Below are 22,313 nucleotides of genomic sequence, written 5' to 3'. Positions count from 1 at the left end.
AAGCCTGGTCCCGTTCGATCAGTCGTCGGTGGTGGTTGAACCGTAACGGCCGGCCCACCACAAGGCGCCGGCCACCATCAGGGCCAGAGCATACCAAGTGAGCGCATAAACGAGGTGGTTATTTTGGAAGGAAATGACGGTCAGGCCGCCGACGGCGCGCTCGGGGGCGCCTTTCGGGTCCTGGTCCTTGGCGGCGTCGACGAAGTACGGGGCGACGTTCGCCAGGCGGCGCGCGGCGCCGATGGCCGCCACATCGCGCGAGTACCAGCGGTTGCCCGCCGGGTCGTTATCGCGCAGGAAGCCGCCGCCCGGCTCATTGATGCGCAGCAGCCCGGTGACATTCACGGTCTGGCCCGGCGCGGCGCAGGGATTCGGGCCGGCGCGGCGCGCAGGATAGCGCCCTGCCCGGTTCTCGGCTGCGGGAATGAAACCGCGGTTGATGAAGACAAGTTGGCCCTCCGCCGTGCACATGGGCGTGAGCAGCCAGAACCCCGCGCCGAGGCTGGAGAGCGCCTGGACCGGAGTGGTGAATTCGTAGAGGTAGTGCCCGGACAGCTGGACGCGCCGGTATTCGTGGGAGTCTTTGGTGACCTGCGCCCACTGCGCCGCCGGGGGCGCCGCAACGGGGGCAGCGTGCACGCGCGCATTCACCCGTGCGATCAGGTCCAGTTTCCATTGCAGGCGCAGCACCTGCCAGGTCCCCAGGCCTGCGAACAGCACGATCAGGAGCACGGCCAGCACCGCCAGCACACGCCGCGCGAACGCGGAGCGTGGCTGTGGGTGGGATGCCGCCTGATCGTGCCCGACCTGCATTACGGCATGTCGTGGGTGCCGTGGAGGGTGTCGCTCGCGCCACCCATCGCCGGCATCATGTTGGCGTTCATGTGATGCATGACCCAGATCGAGCCGGCCAGCACGATGACCAGCAGGACGACGGTCAGGATCAGCGCCATCAGGTTCCAGCCGCCTTCCGACTTGGCGTTCATGTGCAGGAAGTAGATCATCTGCACGACCAGCTGCACGGCGGCGAAGCCGAGGATCACGTACTTGGTCGTATCCGGCGGCAGGACGTTGCCCATCACCAGCCAGAACGGGATCGCGGTCAGGATCAGCGACAGCACGAAGCCGATCGCGTAGTCCTTGGCGCTGTAGTGCGTCACGTAGACGTCATGATGGCCATGATCGCCGTGGCCATGATCGTGGTGGTGGTCGCTCATGGCAGCACTCCCATCAGGTAGACAAAGGTAAACACGAAGATCCAGACGACGTCCAGGAAGTGCCAGAACAGCGACAGGCACTGCAGGCGGCGGAAGTTCTCGGTGGTCAGGCCGTGCTTCGTGATCTGGACGATCAGGGTCACCAGCCACACCGCGCCGAACAGCACGTGCAGGCCGTGGGTGCCGACCAGCGAGAAGAACGCGGTCAGGAAGCCGCTGCGCTGCGGACCTGCGCCTTCGTGGATCAGGTGGTAGAACTCGTACAGTTCCAGCGACAGGAAGGCCGCGCCCAGCAGGCCGGTGACGGCCATCCAGCCGATGGTCGCGCCGGCTTTCTTGGCCTGGGCCGAGATCATCGCGAAACCGAAGGTGATCGACGACAGCAGCAGGAAGCCGGTGTTAATGGCGATCAGCGACAGGTCGAACAGCTCGGCGCCGGTCGGACCGCCGGCGTAGTTACGGCCCAGCACCGCATAGGTGGCGAACAGGGACGCGAAGATGAGGCAGTCGCTCATCAGGTAAATCCAGAAGCCGAGCAAGGTGCCCTGTTCCGGATGGTGCTCGCGCACCAGGTAGCGCGCGGTCACCTCGTCGGCGCTCAGGGCGCCGGTCATGGTTTTAATTTCAGACATGGCTTTCCAACAAACGGGTGTGCGCTTCCTCGGTACGGGTCACTTCTTCCGCCGGGATGTAGTAGTCGCGCTTGTAGTTAAACGTGTGGATGATGATCGCGGCCATCATGACGAGGAAGGACGCGCCCACCAGCAGCCACATGTGCCAGATGATGCCGAAGCCCACCACCATCGACAGCGCCGAGATGCCGAAGCCGGCCCAGGTGTTCTTGGGCATGTGGATCGCCACGAAGTCCTTCAGCGGACGCTGGTAGCCGTTCTTCTTCATGTCGGCGAAGGTGTCGTTGTCATGCACCACCGGGGTGAAGGCGAAGTTGTAGTCCGGCGGCGGCGACGAGGTCGCCCACTCCAGCGTACGGCCATCCCACGGGTCGCCGGTCACGTCGCGCAGCGACTTGCGGTCCTTCCAGGTGAAGAAGATCTGCAGCAGCAGCGCGCCGATACCGCCGGCGATCATCAGGGTGCCGAACAGCGAGACCTGGAACAGCCACTGCACCGAGGTGTCCTCGAAGTGGCTCACGCGGCGGGTGTAGCCCATGAAGCCCAGGATGTACGGCGGGGTGAAGGCGACCCAGAAGCCGATCGACCACAGCCAGAACGAGACCTTGCCCCAGAACTGGTTCAGCTTCACGCCGAACATCTTCGGCGCCCAGTAGTTGAAGCCGGCGAACAGGCCGAACACCACGCCGCCGATGATGACGTTGTGGAAGTGCGCGATCAGGAACAGCGAGTTGTGCAGCACGAAGTCGGCCGCCGGGATCGCCAGCATCACGCCGGTCATGCCGCCGATGACGAAGGTCAGCATGAAGGACACGGTCCACATCATCGGCAGTTCGAAGCGGATACGGCCGCGGTACATCGTGAACAGCCAGTTGAAGATCTTCGCGCCCGTCGGGATCGAGATGATCATCGTGGTGATGCCGAAGAACGAATTGACGCTCGCGCCGCTGCCCATGGTGAAGAAGTGGTGCAGCCACACCAGGTAGGACAGCACCATGATGACGCAGGTCGCATACACCATCGAGGTGTAGCCGAACAGGCGCTTGCCGCAGAAGGTCGAGACGACTTCCGAGAAGATGCCGAAGGCCGGCAGGATCAGGATGTACACCTCCGGGTGGCCCCAGATCCAGATCAGGTTCACGTACATCATGGCGTTGCCGCCGCGATCGTTGGTGAAGAAGGCGGTGTCGAACAGGCGGTCCATGCCCAGCATGGCCAGCACGGCGGTCAGGATCGGGAAGGTGATCACGATCAGGATGTTGGTGCACAGCGAGGTCCAGACGAAGACAGGCATCTTCATCAGGCCCATGCCCGGTGCGCGCATCTTGACGATGGTGACGATCAGGTTGACGCCGGACAGCAAGGTGCCGACACCCGCGATCTGCAGCGACCAGATGTAGTAGTCGACGCCGACGCCGGGGCTGGCGAGGATGCCCGACAGCGGCGGATAGGCCAGCCAGCCGGTACGTGCGAATTCACCCACGAACAGCGAAGCCATCACGAGGACGGCGCCCATGGTGGTCATCCAGAACGAGAAGTTGTTCAGGAACGGGAAGGCCACGTCGCGCGCGCCGATCTGCAGCGGCACTACGTAGTTCATCAGGCCCGTCACCAGCGGCATCGCCACGAAGAAGATCATGATCACGCCGTGGGCGGTGAAGATCTGGTCGTAGTGGTCCGGCGGCAGGAAGCCGTGGTTGGAGCCGAAGGCGAACGCCTGCTGGGCGCGCATCATCAACGCGTCGGCAAAGCCGCGCAGCAGCATCACCACGCCGAGGATCATGTACATGATGCCGATTTTCTTGTGGTCGATACTGGTGATCCAGTCGCGCCACAAGGTGCCCCACAGGCGGAAGTAGGAGATCAGGCCGAGCAGGGCCAGACCGCCCACGATGACGCCGGCGAAGGTAGCGATCAGGATCGGCTCATGGAAGGGAATCGCGTCCCAGCTGAGCCGACCGAAGATAAGCTTCGTCAAGTCGAGAGAGTCTTGCATGGTTACTTCTTCACAGGATTGTTAGGATTGCCGGCCGCCGGCGTCTCGCAGACTTCGGCGTTGGCCACCTGGGCCGCTGCGGCTTTCGGCAGCGCCTTGATCGCGGCGGCGACCTGGTTGCGCTTGTGGTCGTCGGCCATCTGCTGGTTCATGCAGACGCTGCCTTCGGCCACGCAACGGTTCAGGACGCGGTTGAACAGGGCCGGCTCCACCTGGCCGTAGTAGCGCACCGGCTCACGCACCGACGGCTTCTCCAGCGCCAGGTAGTCCGCGCGGTTCAGCACGCCCGGATTGGCCTTCATCTTCTGGACCCAGGCGTCGAATTCGCCCGCGCTCACGCCCTTGTAGCCGAACTTCATGTGCGAGAAACCTTCGCCGCTGAAGTTGGCCGACAGGCCCTGGTAGTCGCCCGGCTTGTTCAGCACCGCGTTCAGGGTGGTCTCCATGCCCGGCATCGCGTAGATCATGCCGGCCAGGGTCGGGATGTAGAAGGTGTTCATCACGGTCGACGAGGTGATCTTGAAGCGCACCGGCACGTCGACCGGGGTCACCAGCTCGTTGACCGACGCAATGCCCTGCTCCGGGTAGATGAACAGCCATTTCCAGTCCAGCGCCACGACCTGCACCTCGAGCGGCTTGGTCGAGGCCGGGATCGGACGGTGTTCGTCGATGCGGTCGAGCGGGCGGTAGGGATCCAGCTTGTGGGTCGAGACCCAGGTAATCAGGCCGAGGACGATGATGATCAGGAGCGGCGCGCCCCAGATCACGAGCTCGAGCTTGGTCGAGTGGTCCCAGTCCGGGGTGTACTTGGCGTTGGCGCCCTTGCGGTAGCGCCAGGCGAACAGGACCGTCAGGATCATCACCGGGACGATGATGATCAGCATCAGCACGACCGAGATGGTGATCAGGTCGGCCTGCTGTTTTGCAATATCGCCGGTGGGGTTCATCACCACCGTATTGCAGCCTGCGAGGGCGGCTAACGGGAGCAATGGCAGTCCGCGGCGGACAATTTTAGGAATCATGCTAGGTATCTAACGTTACATGGGAATAAGAACATGCTACTGTAATGCCAACGGTCGTCCGCGAACATTGGACGTTTTGTCCCACCCTTGCCAAAAAGTATCATTTTGACAAGGAAAGATTAAATGCCGGCGGCCGGGTACTTTAGGGAGACGAAGAATATGCAAAGCACGACGACGTACGGCGGCGCAGGTGCCGCCCCGATCACCCACCCTCATAGTGGGGCCCGCAACATCAACGCCCGGGATGGCGAAATCCACCCGGGAGAAATAGCCGTCGGCGTGGTCATCGGCCGTGCCTCGGAATATTTCGACTTCTTCGTCTACGCGATCGCTTCCGTCCTGGTCTTTCCCGCGGTCTTTTTCCCATGGGCCGACCGACTTGAGGCGACACTCTACTCCTTTACCGTTTTTGCCTTCGCATTCCTGGCGCGCCCGCTGGGCACGGTGATCTTCATGGAGATCCAGAAGCGGTTCAGCCGCGAAATCAAGCTCACCATCGCGCTATTCCTGATGGGTACTTGCACCGTCGTGATTTCTTTCTTGCCAACCTATGGCCAGATCGGCATGACCTCGATCGTGATCCTGTCGCTGATGCGCATCGGCCAGGGCGTCGCCCAGGGCGGTTCCTGGGACGGCCTGCCCTCGCTGCTGGCGCTGAGCGCGCCGGAGAACAAGCGCGGCTGGTACGCGATGCTGGGCCAGCTGGCGGCGCCGATCGGCTTCCTGATCGCGGCCGGCCTGTTCTCCTACCTGCTGACCAACCTGTCCTCGGACGACTTCCTGGTCTGGGGCTGGCGCTATCCGTTCTTCTGCGCCTTCACCATCAACGTCGTGGCCCTGTTCGCCCGCCTGCGCCTGGTCTCGACCAGCGAGTATTCGCGCCTGCTGGACGCCCACGAACTCGATCCGGCCCCGGTCGGTGAACTGGTGAAGAGCCAGGGCAGCAACATCGCCATCGGCGCCCTCGCCGCACTGGCCAGCTATGCGCTGTTCCACCTGGTGACCGTGTTCCCGCTCTCCTGGATCCAGCTCTACGATACCCGTCCGATGGATGAGTTCCTGCAGATCCAGATGTGGGGCGCGGGCCTGGCGGCCGTGGCGATCCTGGCCTCGGGCTACATCGCCGACCGCGTCGGCCGCCGCACCACCCTGGGCACGCTGGCGGCGCTGATCGCCATCTTCTCGGCCTTCGTGCCGACCCTGATGGACGGCGGCGTGGCCGGCCAGAACACCTTCATCCTGGTGGGCTTCACCCTGCTGGGCCTGTCCTACGGCCAGGCTGCCGGCGCCGTGACCGCCAACTTCAAGCAGCAGTACCGCTATACCGGCGCGGCCCTGACCTCGGACCTGGCCTGGCTGGTCGGCGCGGCCTTCGCCCCGCTGGTCGCCCTCGGCCTGTCGGCGCACTTCGGCCTGGGCTATGTCAGCCTCTACCTGCTGTCGGGTGCGGTCGGTTCGCTGGCGGCGCTGAGCCTGAACCGGGCGCTGGAGATCCGCGACTAAGCGGAAGCCGCACGCCAGACAAGGACGGCCCTGCGGGGCCGTCTTTTTTTGTCTTTACATCGTGACGATCCGCGCATTTTCCCCGGGCCAGCTTTGCTATCCTTAACAAATTGACAGCAAGGAAATGGATTTGTCCGTGAGAAAGTTCGCTGTGCCACTGTGGATGAAAGCGATGGCGGCCGGGGCCGTGATCGGCGCCGTCCTGGTCTGGCAGGTTGGCAGCGAGTTGATGCGCGCCCAGCAGGGTGCGGCGCCCTTCCCCGCCGCGCCCGGCACGACGGCCGTCACCATCAAGACCGATACCGACATGCCGGTCGCCGGCTGGTTCCTGGAAGGGCGCGGCAAGAGCGCCCTGCTGCTCCTGCACGGCATCCGTTCCGACCGGCGCCAGATGCTGGCGCGCGCCCGCTTCCTGAACCGGCAAGGCCATGCGGTGCTGCTGATCGACCTGCCGGGACATGGCGCCAGCCCCGCGCCCGCGATCACCTTCGGCCTGAGCGAATCCGAGGCGGTACGGTCCAGCCTGGAATGGCTGCGCCGGCGCCAGCCGGAAGCGCGCCTGGGCGTGATCGGCGTCTCGCTGGGCGCGGCCTCGCTGGTCCTGTGCCGCGGCTGCCCACGGCCCGACGCCGTGGTGCTCGAATCCATGTATCCGACCATCGAGGAAGCTGTCGAGAACCGCCTGCGCATGCGGCTCGGGGCGCTGGCCGCGCCGCTCTCCAGGCTGCTGCTGTGGCAGCTGCCGCTGCGCCTTGCCATCGAACCCGCGCAGTTGCGGCCCATCGACCGCCTGGGAGCGCTCGACATGCCGGTCCTGGTCGCCTCCGGTACCGAAGACCTGCATACCACGCTCGCCGAGACGCGCCGCATCCACGCGGCGCTCGGCGCCAGCGCGCAGCTGTGGGAAGTCGGCGGCGCCGCCCACCAGGACCTGTACGACTACGCCCCCGCCGCCTACGAGCTGCGCTTGACGAACTTCCTTGCCGGGAAACTCGGCGGCCCCGGCCCCTGAAATCCGACTCAGCGGCCGGGCGCCATTCCCGGCCGGGTATGCACCACCAGGCACAGCAATCCGGTCAGCAGGGCAAGTCCGATCTGCATCCCGAACACCGGCTCGGAGTCGGCCGGCGCCAGATGCGCGCCGCCCAGCCAGCGCACCGTCAGCGCCACCCCCAGCACCGCGCCGAACTGCCGGACCGCCTGGTTGACCGCCCCGCCGACCGCGAAGCGCGCCGGCGCCAGCCCCGCCACCGCCGCCCCGGACAGCGAAGGCAGCACCATGCCGATCCCGATTCCGCTCAACAGCATCGCCGGCAGCCACTGGCTCAGGTAGGCGGGCTGCGTCCCCGGCACCAGCAGCAGCCAGGTCCCGGCGGCCGCGAACACCAGCGATCCCGCCACCAGCAGCACGCGATGGCCCGAGCGCGCCGCGAAGCGCCCGGCCAGGAAGGCCACCGGCACCACCGTCAGCGGTCCCGCCGCGATCGCCATCCCGGCCAGTGGCAGGCTGTAGTGCCAGACCTTGGTCAGGAAGGAAAACAGCGAGAAGAACATCATGATGAAGGCGACATTGAACACCAGGGTCGCCAGGTTCACCGCGCTGTAGGTGCGCGAGCGGAACAGGGACAGGTCCACCAGCGGCGCCGCACTGCGGCCCGCCCACAGCACGAAGCCGAGCAATGCCAGTACGCCGCCGCCGGCCAGCAGCGCCAGGTCCGCCCGGCTCCAGACCGGCGAGCCGGACTGGGTGATCGCCATCGCAAGGGCGCCCGCCGCCAGGCCCAGCAAGAGCATGCCGACCAGGTCGACGGAGGCCGTGCGGCCGCCACCCGGCGCCGGCGCCAGATACCGCCAGCCGAGGTACAGCGCAGCCGCGCCCGGCAGCAGGTTCACGAAGAAGACGCCGGCCCAGCCATGCAGTTCTGCCGCGAAGCTGCCCGCGATCGGCCCGATGGCGGCGCCCAGAGCGGATGCCGCTCCCCACAGCCCGACCACCACCGCCCGCCGCGCCGGTGGAAATGCGGCCAGGATGATCGCCAGCGAACTGGGCGTCACCAGCGCCGCGCCGACGCCCTGCGTCACGCGGCTGGCGACCAGCAGCCCCATGCTGGGCGACATTCCCGCCGCTGCCGAGCCGCCGAGGAAGAGCGCGAGCCCCGCCAGGAAGCTGCGGCGGGTACCAAAGCGGTCGGCCAGGCCGCCGGCCGGCACCAGCAGCGTAGCGAACACGACCGTGTAGGCGTTCAGCACCCAGGACAGCTCGGCCGCGGTGGCGCCCGGAAAAGCATGGCGCAGCGCGCCGAAGGCGGCGAACAGCATGGTGCTGTCGTTCGCAACCAGCAGGACCGCCGTGCTGGCGATCGCGAACGCGCCCCAGCCCGGCAGGCGGCGGGTGGCGGCGGTGGCGGCGATGGCCGCGTCGGCGCGCATGTCCATGTCCAGCCCCTGCTTAGCGCGGCAAGGTGTACAGGCCTGGCTCGGCCGAGAGGCCGCGCTTGACGGCCTGCGTCAGCTCGTCGATGGCGACTTCCGGCGCACCCGCCTCGAGCGCCGCGTAGCCGCGGTCGACCACCACATCGACGGTCAGCTTCGGCGCATCGATGCCCTGGGTCAGGTCGGTGTCGATGAAGCCCACGTGCAGGCCCATCACCTGGGTCTGCTGCGCCGCCAGTTCGTTGCGCAGGCCGTTGGTCAGGCTCCAGGCCGCCGCCTTGGTGACCCCATAGGCAGCCAGTGCCGGGCTGCTGATCCAGCTTGCCACCGACAGCACGTTCAGGAAGGCGCCGCCGCCATTCCTGCCCAGCACGGGCGCGAAGGCACGGCTCACGTTCAGGATGCCGAACACATTGGTTTCAAACATGCGACGCAGCGCCGCCGGGCTTTCCGGATCGAGCACCCCGGTCATCTCGGCGATGCCCGCGTTGTTGATCACCAGGTCGACGTCGCCCAGCTCGCGTGCCAGCGCGGCCGCCTGGAAGGCGTCGGTGACGTCGAGCGCCACGGGCACCACGCCTTCCAGGTCGACCGAGGCCGGGTTGCGCGCCGCCGCATAGACCTTGCGGGCGCCCCGGGCCAGTGCCTGGCGGGCGAATTCACGGCCCAGGCCGCGGTTGGCGCCGGTGACGAGGACGGTAGCGTTGTCGAGTTTCATGGCATTCCCTTTCGTGTGTGATGGCGTCCGGTCGGCCCTGTGCCCCGTCGGCGCCTTGAATATGATGGTCATCATATTCAACTGCGAAAAATTGCCGCCCGCAGGCGGCTCGCCTGATTTCAGGATGCTGCGTATTGTGCGATCAGTGCGGCCTTGCCCTGCTCCAGCAGTTCGCGTCCCGGGCCCTGGCGGCCCATGGTGCGCGCCACCTGCAGCGTGCCCACCAGCGCGCCGGCGAGGGCGACCGCCTGCCCCGGCGCCGCGCCTTCCGGCAAGGCCTCGCCCACCCGCTCGATCAGGCGCTCGACCCGGGCGCGCGAGGCGTTGAGCAGGATCTCGTCCTGGCGCGCCATCTCGGAACCGAGGGCGCCCACCAGGCAGCCCTCTTCGGTGGCCTCGAGGTGTTCCGGCGACAGATAGGCGTCGATCAGGGCCTGCAGCGGGGACATGCCCTTGGCGGTGCGTGCGCCGATGCGTTCGGCCAGCACGGTCGCGCTCTCGGACGCCGCGCGCTCGACCGCCTCCAGCAGCAAGGCCTCGCGCGACGGGAAGTGGGCGTAGAAGCCGCCATGGGTGAGCCCGGCCTGCTTCATCACATCGGCCACGCCGACGCCGGCGAAGCCTTCGCGGCGCAAGGCGCGCGCGGCAGCCTCGACGATCCGGGCGTGGGTCTGTTCGCGTTTGGACGAAGCTGGCATGGCGGCACCTCGAAATATGATGGAGCTCATATTATTCCCGTCATATTTTGAAGTCAAGCGAATTTTCCCTTCGCGTGGAGGCGCGGGAAACGCCGCTCAGGACAGCGCCGTATCGAGCACCGTCATCAGGATGAAGCCGCCCACCAGGGCGATACTGGCGGCGGTCGCGTTGCCGCCTCGATGAGATTCGGGAATCACGTCGTGCACGATGACGAGCAGCATCGCTCCCCCGGCCGCGGCCAGGGCGAAAGGCAGCATCCCCGCCGAAATCCCGATCAGGGCCACGCCCAGGGCGGCCGCCACCGGCTCGATCAGGCCGGACACCACGCCTCCGCTCACCGACATCAGCCGTCCATAGCCGACCGTGCGCAGGGCCAGTGCGACCACCAGCCCTTCCGGCACGTCCTGGATGGAAATGCCGGTGGTCAGGGAATTCGCTTTCTCGATGTCGATTCCGGCGTAGGCCACGCCGATCGCCAGGCCTTCGGGCAGGTTATGCAGGGCCACCGCCCAGATGAACAGCCAGGCGCGCCGCAGCGAGGTGCCGTCGATGTCGCTGCCCAGGATGCCCTCGGGCTGGACCGCGCGGCCCAGCAGCATGATGCCGCCGGCGCCGGCCATGATGCCCGCGCCCGCCATCAGGCTGGCTTCCCAGCTGCCCGCGCCGGCGGCCTTGGCCGCGGCCAGGGCGGGAATCACGAGCGAGAACGCGGTGGCGCCCAGCATCACGCCGGCGCCGAAGCCGAGGAAGCAGTCGTAAGTACGCTTGGAGAAATTTTGCGCCATCAGGACCGGCAAGGTCCCGAGCGCGGTCGCGGCCGCCGCCGTGCCGCCGCCCAGCAGGGCCGCATGCATCTTGGGATTGGCGATCATGATCTGCTCGACCAGGCTGCCGAGCAGGACCAGGCAGCCGACGGCGCAGATCGTGAAGCCGACCAGGCGCCGCAAGGTGAGCCAGCGCGGCAAGGCACCGTCCGCGCGCGTTCCATCCGCTTTTTCGGTTCTGAAATTCATGCAATGTCCTGTTCAGGCCCCGCGCGGCAGGGCCGCACGGGACCTGTCTTGCGGTTTACTTCTTCAGCGACTTTTTGCTGCCTTTCGGATTGCTCAGGCCGGTATCGTCCAGCTCGCCGCCTTTGCTGGCCACATTGGCCTTGCCCATGGCGTTACCCGACGATCCACCCATCGTACCACCGGATGCCGATTGCATGCTCATGCCCAGTTCCGCCCCCGTGCGCGGCGACGAGGCCGGGTTGGACTGGGTGCGCATGGCCATCTGCTTGAGCACGTCGATGTCGTCGGCCGGCAGCGCCACTTCCGCCTCGCCCGAGCCGCCGTCGACGGCGCACTGCTTCTCGCGGTCGCTGACGAAATCCCAGTCCGCGCCCTGGTTCCACGGGCCGCGCACTTCGCCCGGGCCCTGCGACATGTTGTAGTACACGCTCGCGAAGCGCGGATCGGCCGCCATTTTCCCCGGCGGGAAGTTCGGCTCGATCGCGTACAAGGCCTTCTCGAAGGACTTCTGGTGCGCCACTTCGCGCGTCATCAGGAAGCCCAGCGCTTCCTTCACGCCCGGGTCGTCGGTCAGCGCGATCAGGCGCTCGTAGACGATCTTGGCGCGCGCCTCGGCGGCGATGTTCGAGCGCAGGTCGGCGGTCGGCTCGCTGATCGAGTCGATATACGCCGCCGTCCACGGCACGCCGGCCGAGTTCACCAGCGGCGTGCCGCCGCCGTACAGCACCTGGGTGATGTGGCTGTCGTTGCCTGGGCCGGTGATGCTCTTGTACATGTCGGCTTCGCTGTCGACGGCTTCGGCCAGGCGGCCCTTGGCGCCCTTGTTCAGCATGGCGACGATGTGGCCGATCACCTCGAGGTGGCTCAGCTCCTCGGTCGCGATATCGAACAGCATGTCCTTGCGGCCCGCATCGTCTTCCGATACCGCCTGCGTGAAGTAGCGCATCGCAGCGGCCAGCTCGCCCTGCGGGCCGCCGAACTGCTCGAGCATCAGGTTGGCCAGCGCCGGGTTCGGCTCGTTGACGCGCACCGTGTATTGCAAGCGTTTGTTATGTGCAAACATAAGCGTGTTCCTCCGATGAATGTTGACACCAGCCGCCGCGCATCCCGCGCATGCAGCCGGCCCCGAGGCTGCCGCCGGGGTCGGCAACCGAACACCTTCATGTTCTCAGCCCCGCTGTCGAGACGTCATCAGGTACGCGCTTGTCTGGTTGTAGGACTAGTGTGACAAGCTGTAAAGCCAGGTAAAGAACATGGATCAGGGGAATCAAGTCTTTGATGTAAAAAGGAAATTCCCATGTTCGCGGCAAGGTAATCGTGCGCGCCCCGCATGAGAAACGACCTAGCATGAAGCCTGATCGATATTGCAAGACCTCGCCGGCACAAGCTGCTGGTCCAACCACCACGAAGGAGAAAGACGATGTTTTCTCTCAAACAGTTGAGCCCGACGATTACCGACATGATCCGCTTCGACCATTCGCACACGATGGTCACCTTCCACCAGTATTCGCGCGACAAGCGCCCGACCGTCAAGAAGGCCCTGGCCGACACCATCTGCGACGCGCTGGAGATCCACGCGACGCTCGAGGAAGAGATCTTCTACCCGGCCATGCGCCAGCGCGATGCGAAAGAGCCCTTCATCCACAAGGCCGAGCCCGAGCACATGGAGATGCGCCGCCTCATCGCCGAGCTGCGCCGCACCAGCGGCTCCGACCCGCGCCATGACGACCTGGTGATGGAACTGATGCGCGACGTGATCCACCACGTGGCGGACGAGGAAACCAAGCTGCTGCCGCAGGCCGAAGCCATCTTCAGCCGCCAGGCGCTGTCCGAAATGGGCGCGCGCATGACCAGCCGCCGCATGCAGCTGGTGGGCCCCAAGGCCGGCAAGCTGGCCAAGGAGCATGTCGTGGGCTTCTCGGGCAGCACCGCCGCCATGGTCGTGGGCCTGGCCAGCGCGCTGTTCGCCGCCAAGGCGCTGGGACCGAAGAAGACCTGGAAATCGAATCCGGTCTGAGGTCTAGAGCCGGTCGGGGAAATAGACCGGCATCGGATCGAGCGTCGAGCGCAGGCCCAGGTGCTGGGCGTGCTCGCGCAGCCAGGTCTCGGCGGTCTGGACACCCAGGTCGTGCAGGAGCTGCAGGAAGCCCAGCTCCGCATTGAACTTGGCCGAGATCTTGTACTCGGACAGCCGGTCGTTGCCAGTAATGAGGTGGAGGCGTACCGGGTCCAGGGCAGCGCCGGCGCCGCGCAACTCGTCCGGCACCCCATGCAGGTGCTGCAAGGCGCTGATCTCGCGCACGAAGCTGATGTTGAAGGCGATCTCGTTGGCGCGGTTGCTGATGTCGGCCATGTTGCGCGGCAGCTCCTGGCGCGCGATCGGATTGTTTTGCACGATCACCAGGTCGCGCGCCGTCCCGCGCTCGATCAGGGGCGCGAGCGGCGGATTGGCGACATAGCTGCCGTCCCAGTAGGTCTCGCCATCGACTTCGACGGCCGCGAACACGGTCGGCAGGCAGGCCGAGGCCAGCACCTTCTGCACGTCCAGTTCCTTGCGTTCCCACAGCTTGCCGGTGCCGGTGCGCACATTGGTGGCGGTGATGAACAGTTCGAGTTCCTCGCATTCGCGCACGCGCGCGAAATTCACCGTCGCCGACAGGAAGTTGCGCAAGGGGTTGAGCGTCACCGGCGTTTCGAACACGGGTCCCGCCAGCGCGCCGGCCATTTCCAGCAGCTGGTAGGCCGGCGAATGCTCCATGGTGAAGCCACCCGCCATGTGGTCGAGCGGCGTGCGCTGCAAGGGACTGAGGATGGCGGTCTGGCCGAGGGTGCGCCAGAAGCGGTCGAGGGCCCGGCGCGCGCCCGCACGTCCGCCGCCGTGCGCATAGCCGTCGGCCAGCACCACGGCGTTGATCGCCCCGGCGCTGGTGCCGCTGATGGCGTCGAGTTCGAGCCACTCTTCCTGCAGCAGCCGGTCGAGCACGCCCCAGCCGAAGGCGCCGTAGGTGCCGCCGCCCTGCAGGCCGAGGCTGATGGTTTTATAGATCGTCACAATCGACTCCGTTTGATAGTTGGCGCGAGTCTAGTGCGATCTTGAATTGTGCGGCGCAGCATTGCCGCTTGTTATGCTCAGTTCGCCTTAAGCCATCCATCGGACCACGAGCGGCACCAGCCATGGCGCGATCAGGGCGGTGAGCGCGCCGTTCAGGCCCATGGCAAGGCCGGCGAATGCGCCCATCTCCGCGCTGAGCTGGAATGCGCGCGCCGTGCCGATACCGTGCGAGGCCAGCCCCAGCGCCACGCCGCGCGCCGCGTCCGAGCGGATGCCCACGATCTGGAACACATACTTGCCCACGATGGCGCCAAAGATGCCGGTGCCGATCACCATGGCGGCGGTCAGCGCAGGAATACCGCCCAGCCGCTCGGACACCGCCATGGCGATCGGCGAGGTGGCCGATTTCGGGCCCAGGGTGTAAGCAAGTTCTGGCGTGGCGCCGAGCAGCAGCGCCACGCCGACCGCCGACACGATGGCGGTCACGCAGCCCGCCGCCAGCGCGGCCGCCAAGGGCAGGAAAGCCTTGCGCAGCCGCGGCAGCTGGCGCACCAGCGGCACGGCCAAAGCCACGGTGGCGGGGCCGAGCAGGAAGTGCACGAACTGCGCGCCCGAGAAATAGCGCTGGTAGGACATGCCGGACAGCCACAGCACGGCCGCGATCAGGGCAATCGAAATGGCGACCGGATTCGCCAGCGGCGAGCCTTTGCTGCGGCGGAAAATCCACTGCGCCGCCAAATAGGCGCACAGCGTCATGGTCAGTCCCAGCAGGGGTGAAGCGGAAAGATAGACCCAGAAATGGCTGAGGCCGGCGAAATCAGGCATCGCGCTGGTCCTCCTTGCCGAGCTTGCGCAGCATCAGGCCGGTGACCGCCAGGGTCAGGATGGTGCTGACGCCGACCGAGGCGATGATCGCGATCCAGTGCCCGCTGCCGCTCGCGGCCGCCGCAACGATGCCGACCCCGGCCGGCACGAACAGCAGCGACAGATGGGAGAGCAAGGTATTGGCGCCCTGTTCGACCAGGGTCTGGAGCGTAGGGAACAGGATCAGGGCCGCCATCAGCAGCAGCATGCCGGCCACGGGACCGGGAACCGGCAGGCCGAACAGGAAAACGATGCCTTCGCCAAGGCACTGGAACACCAACAGGACCGCGAACGCAGCCAACATACGACCTCCCGAATGCAAGAGCGGCCCCACGCATGGGGCCGCCAAAGCATGCAGGATAGCAGCTCAAGCAGCGGCGCGCAGGGCGCCGGTGTCTTTACGCCTCGGCGGTCGCCGCTGCGCCCTCAGTTGCGCCCGGAATGGCGCCGCGCTTGAGCTGGTCACGCTCGATCGACTCGAACAGCGCCTTGAAGTTGCCTTCGCCGAAGCCGTCGTCGCCCTTGCGCTGGATGAACTCGAAGAACACCGGGCCCAGCTGGGTCTCCGAGAAGATCTGCAGCAGCAGGCGCGGCTGGCCGCCTTCGGTGCTGCCGTCCATCAGCAGGCCGCGGGCCTTGAGCGCGTCGACATTCTCGCCGTGGTTCGGCAGGCGGCCTTCCAGCATCTCGTAATAGGTCGCCGGGGGCGCGCCCATCAGCGGAACGCCGGCGGCGCGCAGCGCATCGACGGTGGTGATCAGGTCGTCCGACAGCATGGCGATATGCTGGATGCCTTCGCCGTTGAACTGCATCAGGAATTCCTCGATCTGGCCGCCGCCCGCCTTGCCTTCCTCGTTCAGCGGAATGCGGATCTTGCCGTCCGGCGCGGTCATCGCGCGCGAGGTCAGACCGGTGTACTCGCCCTTGATGTCGAAGTAGCGGATTTCCTTGAAGTTGAACAGCTTCTCGTAGAAGCCGGCCCAGTAGCTCATGCGGCCGCGGTAGACGTTGTGGGTCAGGTGGTCGATGATCTTCAGGCCGTGGCCGACCGGGTGGCGCTCGACGCCGTCGAGGAATTCGAAATCGATGTCATAGATCGACTTGCCGTCTTCGAAACGGTCGATCAGGTAGAGCGGCGCGCCGCCGATGCCCTTGATCGCCGGCAGGCGCAGTTCCATCGGGCCGGTCGGGATCTCGACCGCCTGTGCGCCCAGTTCCAGCGCGCGCTTGTAGGCCTTGTGCGAATCCTTCACGCGGAAGGCCATGCCGCAGGCCGACGCGCCGTGCTCGGCGGCGAAGTAGGCGGCGTAGCTCTTCGGCTCGTTGTTGATGATGAAGTTGATGTCGCCCTGGCGGTACAGGGTGACGTCCTTCGAACGGTGCACCGCGACCTTGGTGAAGCCCAGCTTCTCGAACACGGGTTCCAGCACGCCCGGCGTCGGCGATGCGAACTCGACGAATTCGAAGCCCATCAGGCCCATGGGGTTCTCAAACAGGTCTGCCATTTTCTCTTCCTTTGTTGACTTGGGTTAGTGTCATCCACTGGCCGCGCATGATGCCCATGCGCAGCCGAATTTTTTCCTGCTACTCCGCGAAGACTTCCGCCAGCAGCCCGCGCAGCCACTGGTTGCCCGGATCCTGGTTGTAGCGCCGGTGCCAGAACACATTGGTCTGCAGCGGCGGCAGCTCCAGCGGCGGCGTGACCCACTCCAGGCCGAAAGGCGCTCCGGCGCGCTCGGCCAGCTTCTGCGGCACCGTCACGACCAGGTCGCTCGTGCTCACGATATAGGGCACCGCCGTAAAGTGCGGCACCCGGAAGCGCACCGAGGGGCCCACGCCCGCGCGCGCCAGCAGCTGGTTGATGCGGTCGTAAGGACTGTCGCTCGCATCCACCAGCAAGTGCTCGGCGCGCACGAAGCGCTCCAGCGTCATTTCTCCCCGCCCCAGCGGGTGGCCCTTGCGGAACATGCTGACATAGGGCTGGCGGAACAGCTGGCGCTGGTACAGGGCTTCGGACACATCCTCGAAGGGTCCGATCGCCAGGTCCACCCGCCCGCCTTCCATCTCTTCCTTCAGGTTCACCGCGCCCGCCCGCAGCGAGGAAATCTCCACGCCAGGGGCCAGCTGCCGGCAGCGCTCGATCAGGGTGGGCATGAAGTAGATCTCGCCCACGTCCGTCATCGCCAGGGTGAAGCGGCGGCTGCTGGTGCCCGGCTCGAAGCGGCTGCGCTGGTTCAGCGCCAGCGCCACCTGGGCCATCGCCACCCCGATCGGCTCCGCCATCTGGGTCGCGAGCGGGGTCGGCTGCATGCCGCTGGCCGTGCGCACGAACAGCTCGTCGCCGAAGCTGCGCCGCAGGCGCGCCAGCGCATTGCTCACCGCCGACTGGCTCAGTCCCAGCCGCTTGGCGGCGGAGGAGATCTGGCGCTCCCGGTAGACTTCCTGGAACACGGACAGCAGATTCAGGTCGATGGTGTGCGGTTCTATCATGGGCGTTCGCTGGCCGGCCGCACGACGCTGGCCTGGACATTGCGCATTGTCGGCCCCGTCCCGGCATGGGAACAGCAATATTGATGGGATAAATAGTCTACATTTTTCTATTCATCTCGTAAAACACGGCGAATTCTTCTAGAGTGAGCGCCAATAGACATCGTCCCAGCTTACGTCCCAGGAGAATCCAGCATGAGCCAGCCCCTTGGCTACCAGTCCGGCTTCGGCAACGAGTTCGCCACCGAGGCCCTGCCCGGCGCCCTGCCGCTGCACCGCAATTCGCCCCAGCGCGTGGCCCATGGGCTGTACGCCGAGCAGATTTCCGGCACCGCCTTCACGGCGCCGCGCAGCCACAACCGCCGCTCCTGGCTGTACCGGATCCGCCCGGCCGCCGTGCATGGCCGCTTCGCGCCGATGGACGCCGGGCGCATCGTGGGCCGCTTCGACACCCCGGCCCCGCCCGACCAGATGCGCTGGAGCCCGCTGCCCATGCCGGACAGGCCCACCGATTTCATCGAAGGCTGGGTGACCATGGCCGGCAACGGCTCGCCGGAAGCCATGACCGGCTGCGCCATCCACCTTTACGCCGCCAACCGCTCGATGCGAGGCCGCTACTTCTATAACGCCGACGGCGAGCTGCTGATCGTGCCGCAGCAGGGCCGCCTGTCCATCGCCACCGAGATGGGCCTGGTCGAGGTCGAGCCGCAGGAAATCGCGGTGATTCCGCGCGGCGTGCGCTTCGCGGTCGCTTTGCCGGACGGCGAGGCGCGCGGCTACATCTGCGAGAACTTCGGCGCCCTGCTCCAGCTGCCGGACATGGGCCCGATCGGTTCCAACGGCCTGGCGAACCCACGCGACTTCCTGACCCCGGTCGCGAAATACGAAGACCTCGAAGGCGACTTCGAACTGGTCACCAAGTTCTGCGGCCGCCTGTGGCGCGCCGAGATCAAGCACTCGCCGCTGGACGTGGTGGCCTGGCACGGCAACTACGCGCCGTATAAATACGACCTGCGCCACTTCAACACCATCGGTTCGATCAGCTACGACCACCCGGACCCTTCGATCTTCCTGGTGCTGCAGGCCCCGAGCGACACCCCCGGCGTGGACACCCTGGACTTCGTGATCTTCCCGCCGCGCTGGCTGGTCGGCGAAGACACCTTCCGCCCGCCCTGGTTCCACCGCAACGTGGCGAGCGAGTTCATGGGCCTGATCCACGGCGCCTACGACGCCAAGGCCGAGGGCTTCGTGCCGGGCGGCGCCAGCCTGCACAACTGCATGAGCGGCCACGGCCCGGATGCCGCCACCTTCGACAAGGCCAGCGGATCCGACACCAGCCAGCCGCACAAGGTGGCGGACACCATGGCCTTCATGTTCGAGACCCGCAACGTCATCGTTCCGACCGAACACGCGCTGAATTCGCCGCAGCGCCAGGGCGATTACCAGCAGTGCTGGGCCGGCATCCGTAAATATTTCCGACCGGAACAGTAGGCCATTTGTGTTCCTTTGAATTGCCGGGCATGCGATGATGCGCCGTACGCTGGCGTGGCGTGCCCGGCAACGGCCCGGAAGAAGTCCGGACAAGGGCTATCGCCCCCTCTCTCCCCCTTATGACAGACATATTGATCATCCTCGTTCTGATTTTGATGAACGGGGTGTTCGCCATGAGCGAGCTCGCGCTTGTCTCGGCAAAACGCATGCGCCTGGAAAGGCGCGCGGAAGAAGGCAGCCGCGGTGCGCGCGCCGCCCTCGACCTCTCCGATAATCCCAGCCACTTCCTCTCCACGGTGCAGGTCGGCATCACGCTGATCGGCATCTTCAACGGCGCCTTCGGCGAAGCCTCCTTGGTCACGCGCCTCGCCCCGGAAATCGAGACCATTCCCACCCTTGCGCCCTACGCGCGCGAGATCGCGCTCGGCATCGTCGTGGTGTGCATCACCTTCGCCTCCATCATCCTGGGCGAGCTGGTCCCCAAGCGCATCGCCATGCAGTACCCGGAAGCGATGGCGACCCTGATCGCGCAGCCGCTGCGCATCCTGTCCAGGCTGATGGCGCCCTTTGTCAAGGTGCTGTCCCTGACCACCGAAGCGATCGTGCGCGTGCTCGGCATTCGCGACGGCAAGGACGAAGCGCCGACCGAGGAAGACATCACCGGCATGATCAAGGAAGGCACCGACGCCGGCGTCTTCGAAAAGACCGAGTACGACATCGTCTCGCGCGCCCTGCGGCTGGACGACCGCCACCTGAAGGCCCTGATGACGCCGCGCGTCGACCTGGTGATCCTGGACCTGGAAGCGGACCGCAAGGCCAATCTCGATTTGATCGCGGACAATCCCTACAGCCGCTACCCCGTGTACCGTGGTGACCGCGCGCACATCCTCGGCTATGTGATGGCGCGCGACCTGTTCGCGCAATCGGTGCGCCACGGCTCGCTCGACGCCATCAACCTCGACGCCGCGATCCAGCCGCTGCTGTACGTGCCGGAGACGGTAAGCGCGATGGCCCTGCTGGAGCTGTTCAAGAAGAACCGCGCGGAGCTGGCCCTGATCGTCGACGAATACGGCGACATCCAGGGCATGGTGACCCTGAGCGACGTGATGAGCGCACTGGTCGGCGACGTGACCGTGATCGGCGAAGAGCACGATCCCGACGCCGTCCAGCGCCAGGACGGCAGCTGGCTGCTGGACGGCGGCATGCCGCTCGACCGCTTCCGCGACCTGATGAACACGGCGATCGCGTTCCCGGACGAGGAGACCGGCGCCTACCACACGCTGGCGGGCTTCGTGCTGTACCAGCTGGGGTATATCCCGAAGGTGTCCGAGTTCTTCGACTGGGAGGATTACCGGATCGAGATCGTCGACATGGACGGCAACCGCATCGACCGCATCCTGGTGTGCCGCCGCGAGCAGGCGCCGCGCAAGAAGTCCTGACCGGGCGTCCGAGACGCCGGTCACACGAACCCGGAGCACCTGTTTGGACACCATCCGGCTTGGCCCCTTCATCCTTCCCCTGCAAACCGTCCTGGTCCTGGCGGCGGTCCTGGCCGCCACCGGCCTCGCCGACTGGCTGCGCAACAGGCGGGGCGTGGACGCCGGCCCGGTGCTGTGGAAGATGATACTGGCCGGTTTCGTCACCGCCCGCGCCGTCTTCGTACTGCGCCACCACGACATCTACGCCGCCTCGCCCCTGAGCGCGCTGGACATCCGCGACGGCGGCTTCCAGGCGACCGCCGGCCTGTTCGCCGCCTGCGTGACCGGCGCCGAGCTCACCCGCCGCGACAGCGCCCTGCGCCGCCCCTTGCTGGTCTCGAGCCTGGCCGGCGCGGCGATCTGGCTGGGCGGCACGCTGCTTGGACACCTCATGGCGCCGGCACAGCCGCCCATGCCCGACGTCCAGGTGCGCCGCCTCGACGGCGCCGAGGTGCCGCTGCACAGCTTCGGCGGCCGTCCGCTGGTGGTCAACCTGTGGGCCACCTGGTGCCCGCCCTGCCGCCGCGAGATGCCGGTCCTGATCGAGGCGCAGCGCAGCTATCCCGAGATCGGCTTCGTCTACGTGAACCAGGGCGAATCGCTGGATACGGTGAAGCGCTTCATGGCCGAGCAGGGCCTGGACACCAAGGGGGTGGTGGCCGATCCCACCGGCCGCCTGGCGTCCCGCACCAACTCGCCCGGCTACCCGACCACCCTGTTTTACGATGCATCCGGCACATTGCGCTTGCGCCACTCGGGCGAGCTATCCGAAGCAAGCCTGCGCGACAAGCTCGACAGCCTGCGCGAGGCGCGCTGAAGCGGGCCCAAGCTTTCCCCGCGACGCCACATGTGGTACAACAGCGGGCGTACCGAGGAGAGCCGTATGCAAGTCAACCCGATCCAGCTGTTCGACGCCGAGTCGTCCACCTTCACCTACATCCTGGTGCCGCCCGGCAGCCGCGAGGCCGTCATCATCGATCCGGTCGACCGCCATGTGGAGCGCGACCTGGCCCACATCGCGCGCCTCGGCCTGCAGCTGACCCATGTGCTGGAAACCCATGCCCATGCCGACCACGTGACCTCGGCCGGCAAGCTGCGCGCCATGACCGGCGCCAAGGCCTGCGTGCCCAGCGGCTGCGGGATTCCGCCGGCCGAAGTCCAGCTCAACGACGGCGACCGCATCTCCTTCGCCGGGCACGAGCAGATCGACGTGATCCACACGCCTGGCCACACGGCGGGCAGCGTGTGCTACCTGTGGCGCGGCAACCTGTTCACCGGCGACACCCTCCTGATCGACGGCTGCGGCCGCACCGACTTCCAGAGCGGCAGCGCGGACGCGCTCTACGACAGCGTCACGCGCAAGCTGTTCGCGCTGGACGACGCCACCCGCGTCTGGCCCGGCCACGACTACAAGGGCCAGTCGGTCTCGACCATCGGCTGGGAACGCCGCCACAACGCGCGCCTCGCCAACCGTTCGCGCGAGGACTTCGTCGCGCTGATGGCAGCGCTCAACCTGCCGCGCCCCAGGCTGATGGACATCGCCGTGCCCGCCAACCAGAACCTGGGCCTGCCCCACAGCGTCTGAGCGGCGTCGCCCGGCTGAGCCCGGCGCCCCGTTCGTTACGCTGCGTACATTCCTGCCGTCTTGCCGCGAGCGCGCTATCATGGCCGCGTAGCCTTCCCACGTGCATTGCGCAGACGGACAGGA

At 66.4% G+C, this 22,313-nt stretch carries 22 protein-coding genes; 7 read left to right on the top strand and 15 right to left on the bottom strand.

Annotated features, from left to right (window positions below; all coding sequences use genetic code 11):
• Window positions 1–18: 18 nt before the first annotated feature.
• From KBW95_RS19225 to cyoA, 5 genes are read right to left on the bottom strand one after another with little or no spacing between them, the layout of a single operon-like run.
• Window positions 19–813, bottom strand: coding sequence for an SURF1 family protein (locus KBW95_RS19225; RefSeq protein WP_211529080.1), 795 nt, complete (start codon window positions 811–813; stop codon window positions 19–21).
• Window positions 813–1,217 carry a cytochrome o ubiquinol oxidase subunit IV gene (gene cyoD / locus KBW95_RS19220; protein WP_211524729.1) on the bottom strand — a complete coding sequence of 135 codons (405 nt, stop codon included), beginning with the start codon at window positions 1,215–1,217 and terminating at the stop codon, window positions 813–815. The genes KBW95_RS19225 and cyoD overlap by 1 nt, the downstream gene beginning before the upstream one ends.
• Entirely contained in the window at window positions 1,214–1,849 is a 636-nt protein-coding gene (gene cyoC, locus KBW95_RS19215) for a cytochrome o ubiquinol oxidase subunit III (protein WP_211524730.1), read from the bottom strand. Before cyoC ends, cyoD begins: the two co-directional genes overlap by 4 nt.
• On the bottom strand, window positions 1,842–3,845 hold the full coding sequence (cyoB, locus tag KBW95_RS19210; RefSeq protein ID WP_211524731.1) for a cytochrome o ubiquinol oxidase subunit I: 2,004 nt from the start codon (window positions 3,843–3,845) through the stop codon (window positions 1,842–1,844). The genes cyoC and cyoB overlap by 8 nt, the downstream gene beginning before the upstream one ends.
• Before the next feature lie 2 nt (window positions 3,846–3,847).
• On the bottom strand, window positions 3,848–4,867 hold the full coding sequence (gene cyoA, locus KBW95_RS19205) for a ubiquinol oxidase subunit II (RefSeq protein ID WP_211524732.1): 1,020 nt from the start codon (window positions 4,865–4,867) through the stop codon (window positions 3,848–3,850).
• 159 nt (window positions 4,868–5,026) lie between these two features.
• On the opposite strand from cyoA, the gene KBW95_RS19200 reads away from it, so the two are divergent.
• The gene (locus KBW95_RS19200; protein WP_211524733.1) at window positions 5,027–6,370 is read left to right on the top strand and encodes an MFS transporter; all 1,344 of its coding nucleotides are present in this window, start codon (window positions 5,027–5,029) and stop codon (window positions 6,368–6,370) included.
• A 136-nt stretch (window positions 6,371–6,506) separates the two neighbouring features.
• Complete coding sequence (locus KBW95_RS19195) at window positions 6,507–7,382, top strand: alpha/beta fold hydrolase (RefSeq protein ID WP_211524734.1); 876 nt, start codon at window positions 6,507–6,509, stop codon at window positions 7,380–7,382.
• A gap of 8 nt (window positions 7,383–7,390) precedes the next feature.
• Here KBW95_RS19195 and KBW95_RS19190 read toward each other — a convergent pair whose 3' ends face one another.
• From KBW95_RS19190 to KBW95_RS19170, 5 genes are all read right to left on the bottom strand, one after another.
• Window positions 7,391–8,806, bottom strand: coding sequence for an MFS transporter (locus KBW95_RS19190; protein WP_211529079.1), 1,416 nt, complete (start codon window positions 8,804–8,806; stop codon window positions 7,391–7,393).
• Between the two features lie 13 nt (window positions 8,807–8,819).
• On the bottom strand, window positions 8,820–9,521 hold the full coding sequence (locus KBW95_RS19185) for an SDR family oxidoreductase (protein WP_211524736.1): 702 nt from the start codon (window positions 9,519–9,521) through the stop codon (window positions 8,820–8,822).
• A 119-nt stretch (window positions 9,522–9,640) separates the two neighbouring features.
• Complete coding sequence (locus KBW95_RS19180) at window positions 9,641–10,219, bottom strand: TetR/AcrR family transcriptional regulator (RefSeq protein WP_211529078.1); 579 nt, start codon at window positions 10,217–10,219, stop codon at window positions 9,641–9,643.
• Window positions 10,220–10,315: 96 nt separating this feature from the next.
• Entirely contained in the window at window positions 10,316–11,233 is a 918-nt protein-coding gene (locus KBW95_RS19175) for a ZIP family metal transporter (RefSeq protein ID WP_211529077.1), read from the bottom strand.
• 55 nt (window positions 11,234–11,288) lie between these two features.
• Window positions 11,289–12,296: a manganese catalase family protein gene (locus KBW95_RS19170; protein ID WP_211524739.1), complete on the bottom strand. Its 1,008-nt coding sequence runs from the start codon at window positions 12,294–12,296 to the stop codon at window positions 11,289–11,291.
• Window positions 12,297–12,653: 357 nt separating this feature from the next.
• On the opposite strand from KBW95_RS19170, the gene KBW95_RS19165 reads away from it, so the two are divergent.
• Window positions 12,654–13,250 (top strand): hemerythrin domain-containing protein, encoded by a 597-nt coding sequence (locus KBW95_RS19165; protein ID WP_211524740.1) that lies wholly within the window; start codon window positions 12,654–12,656, stop codon window positions 13,248–13,250.
• Window positions 13,251–13,253: 3 nt separating this feature from the next.
• Here the strand turns inward: KBW95_RS19165 and KBW95_RS19160 are convergent, their stop codons facing one another.
• The 5 genes from KBW95_RS19160 to KBW95_RS19140 form a co-directional block, all read right to left on the bottom strand.
• Window positions 13,254–14,285: a patatin-like phospholipase family protein gene (locus KBW95_RS19160; RefSeq protein ID WP_211529076.1), complete on the bottom strand. Its 1,032-nt coding sequence runs from the start codon at window positions 14,283–14,285 to the stop codon at window positions 13,254–13,256.
• A gap of 87 nt (window positions 14,286–14,372) precedes the next feature.
• Entirely contained in the window at window positions 14,373–15,110 is a 738-nt protein-coding gene (locus tag KBW95_RS19155) for an LrgB family protein (protein ID WP_211524742.1), read from the bottom strand.
• Window positions 15,103–15,453, bottom strand: coding sequence for a CidA/LrgA family protein (locus tag KBW95_RS19150; RefSeq protein WP_211524743.1), 351 nt, complete (start codon window positions 15,451–15,453; stop codon window positions 15,103–15,105). Before KBW95_RS19150 ends, KBW95_RS19155 begins: the two co-directional genes overlap by 8 nt.
• 94 nt (window positions 15,454–15,547) lie before the next feature.
• Window positions 15,548–16,654, bottom strand: coding sequence for a 4-hydroxyphenylpyruvate dioxygenase (gene hppD / locus KBW95_RS19145; protein WP_211524744.1), 1,107 nt, complete (start codon window positions 16,652–16,654; stop codon window positions 15,548–15,550).
• Between the two features lie 79 nt (window positions 16,655–16,733).
• Entirely contained in the window at window positions 16,734–17,639 is a 906-nt protein-coding gene (locus tag KBW95_RS19140; RefSeq protein ID WP_211524745.1) for a LysR family transcriptional regulator, read from the bottom strand.
• 192 nt (window positions 17,640–17,831) lie between these two features.
• Here KBW95_RS19140 and hmgA point away from each other — a divergent pair, with 192 nt between their 5' ends.
• From hmgA to KBW95_RS19120, 4 genes are all read left to right on the top strand, one after another.
• Window positions 17,832–19,127 carry a homogentisate 1,2-dioxygenase gene (hmgA, locus tag KBW95_RS19135; protein ID WP_211529075.1) on the top strand — a complete coding sequence of 432 codons (1,296 nt, stop codon included), beginning with the start codon at window positions 17,832–17,834 and terminating at the stop codon, window positions 19,125–19,127.
• A gap of 131 nt (window positions 19,128–19,258) precedes the next feature.
• Window positions 19,259–20,566, top strand: a complete 1,308-nt coding sequence (locus KBW95_RS19130; RefSeq protein WP_307727662.1) for a hemolysin family protein — start codon at window positions 19,259–19,261, stop codon at window positions 20,564–20,566.
• Window positions 20,567–20,609: 43 nt separating this feature from the next.
• Window positions 20,610–21,422, top strand: coding sequence for a TlpA disulfide reductase family protein (locus KBW95_RS19125; protein ID WP_211524748.1), 813 nt, complete (start codon window positions 20,610–20,612; stop codon window positions 21,420–21,422).
• Between the two features lie 66 nt (window positions 21,423–21,488).
• Window positions 21,489–22,190, top strand: a complete 702-nt coding sequence (locus tag KBW95_RS19120; RefSeq protein ID WP_211524749.1) for an MBL fold metallo-hydrolase — start codon at window positions 21,489–21,491, stop codon at window positions 22,188–22,190.
• Window positions 22,191–22,313: the final 123 nt, after the last annotated feature.

The sequence above is a fragment of the Massilia sp. ZL223 genome (assembly GCF_018119395.1).
GTDB lineage: Bacteria > Pseudomonadota > Gammaproteobacteria > Burkholderiales > Burkholderiaceae_D > Telluria.
Note: the sequence above shows the minus strand (reverse complement) of the source record. Positions and strands in the feature narration are given on the sequence as shown.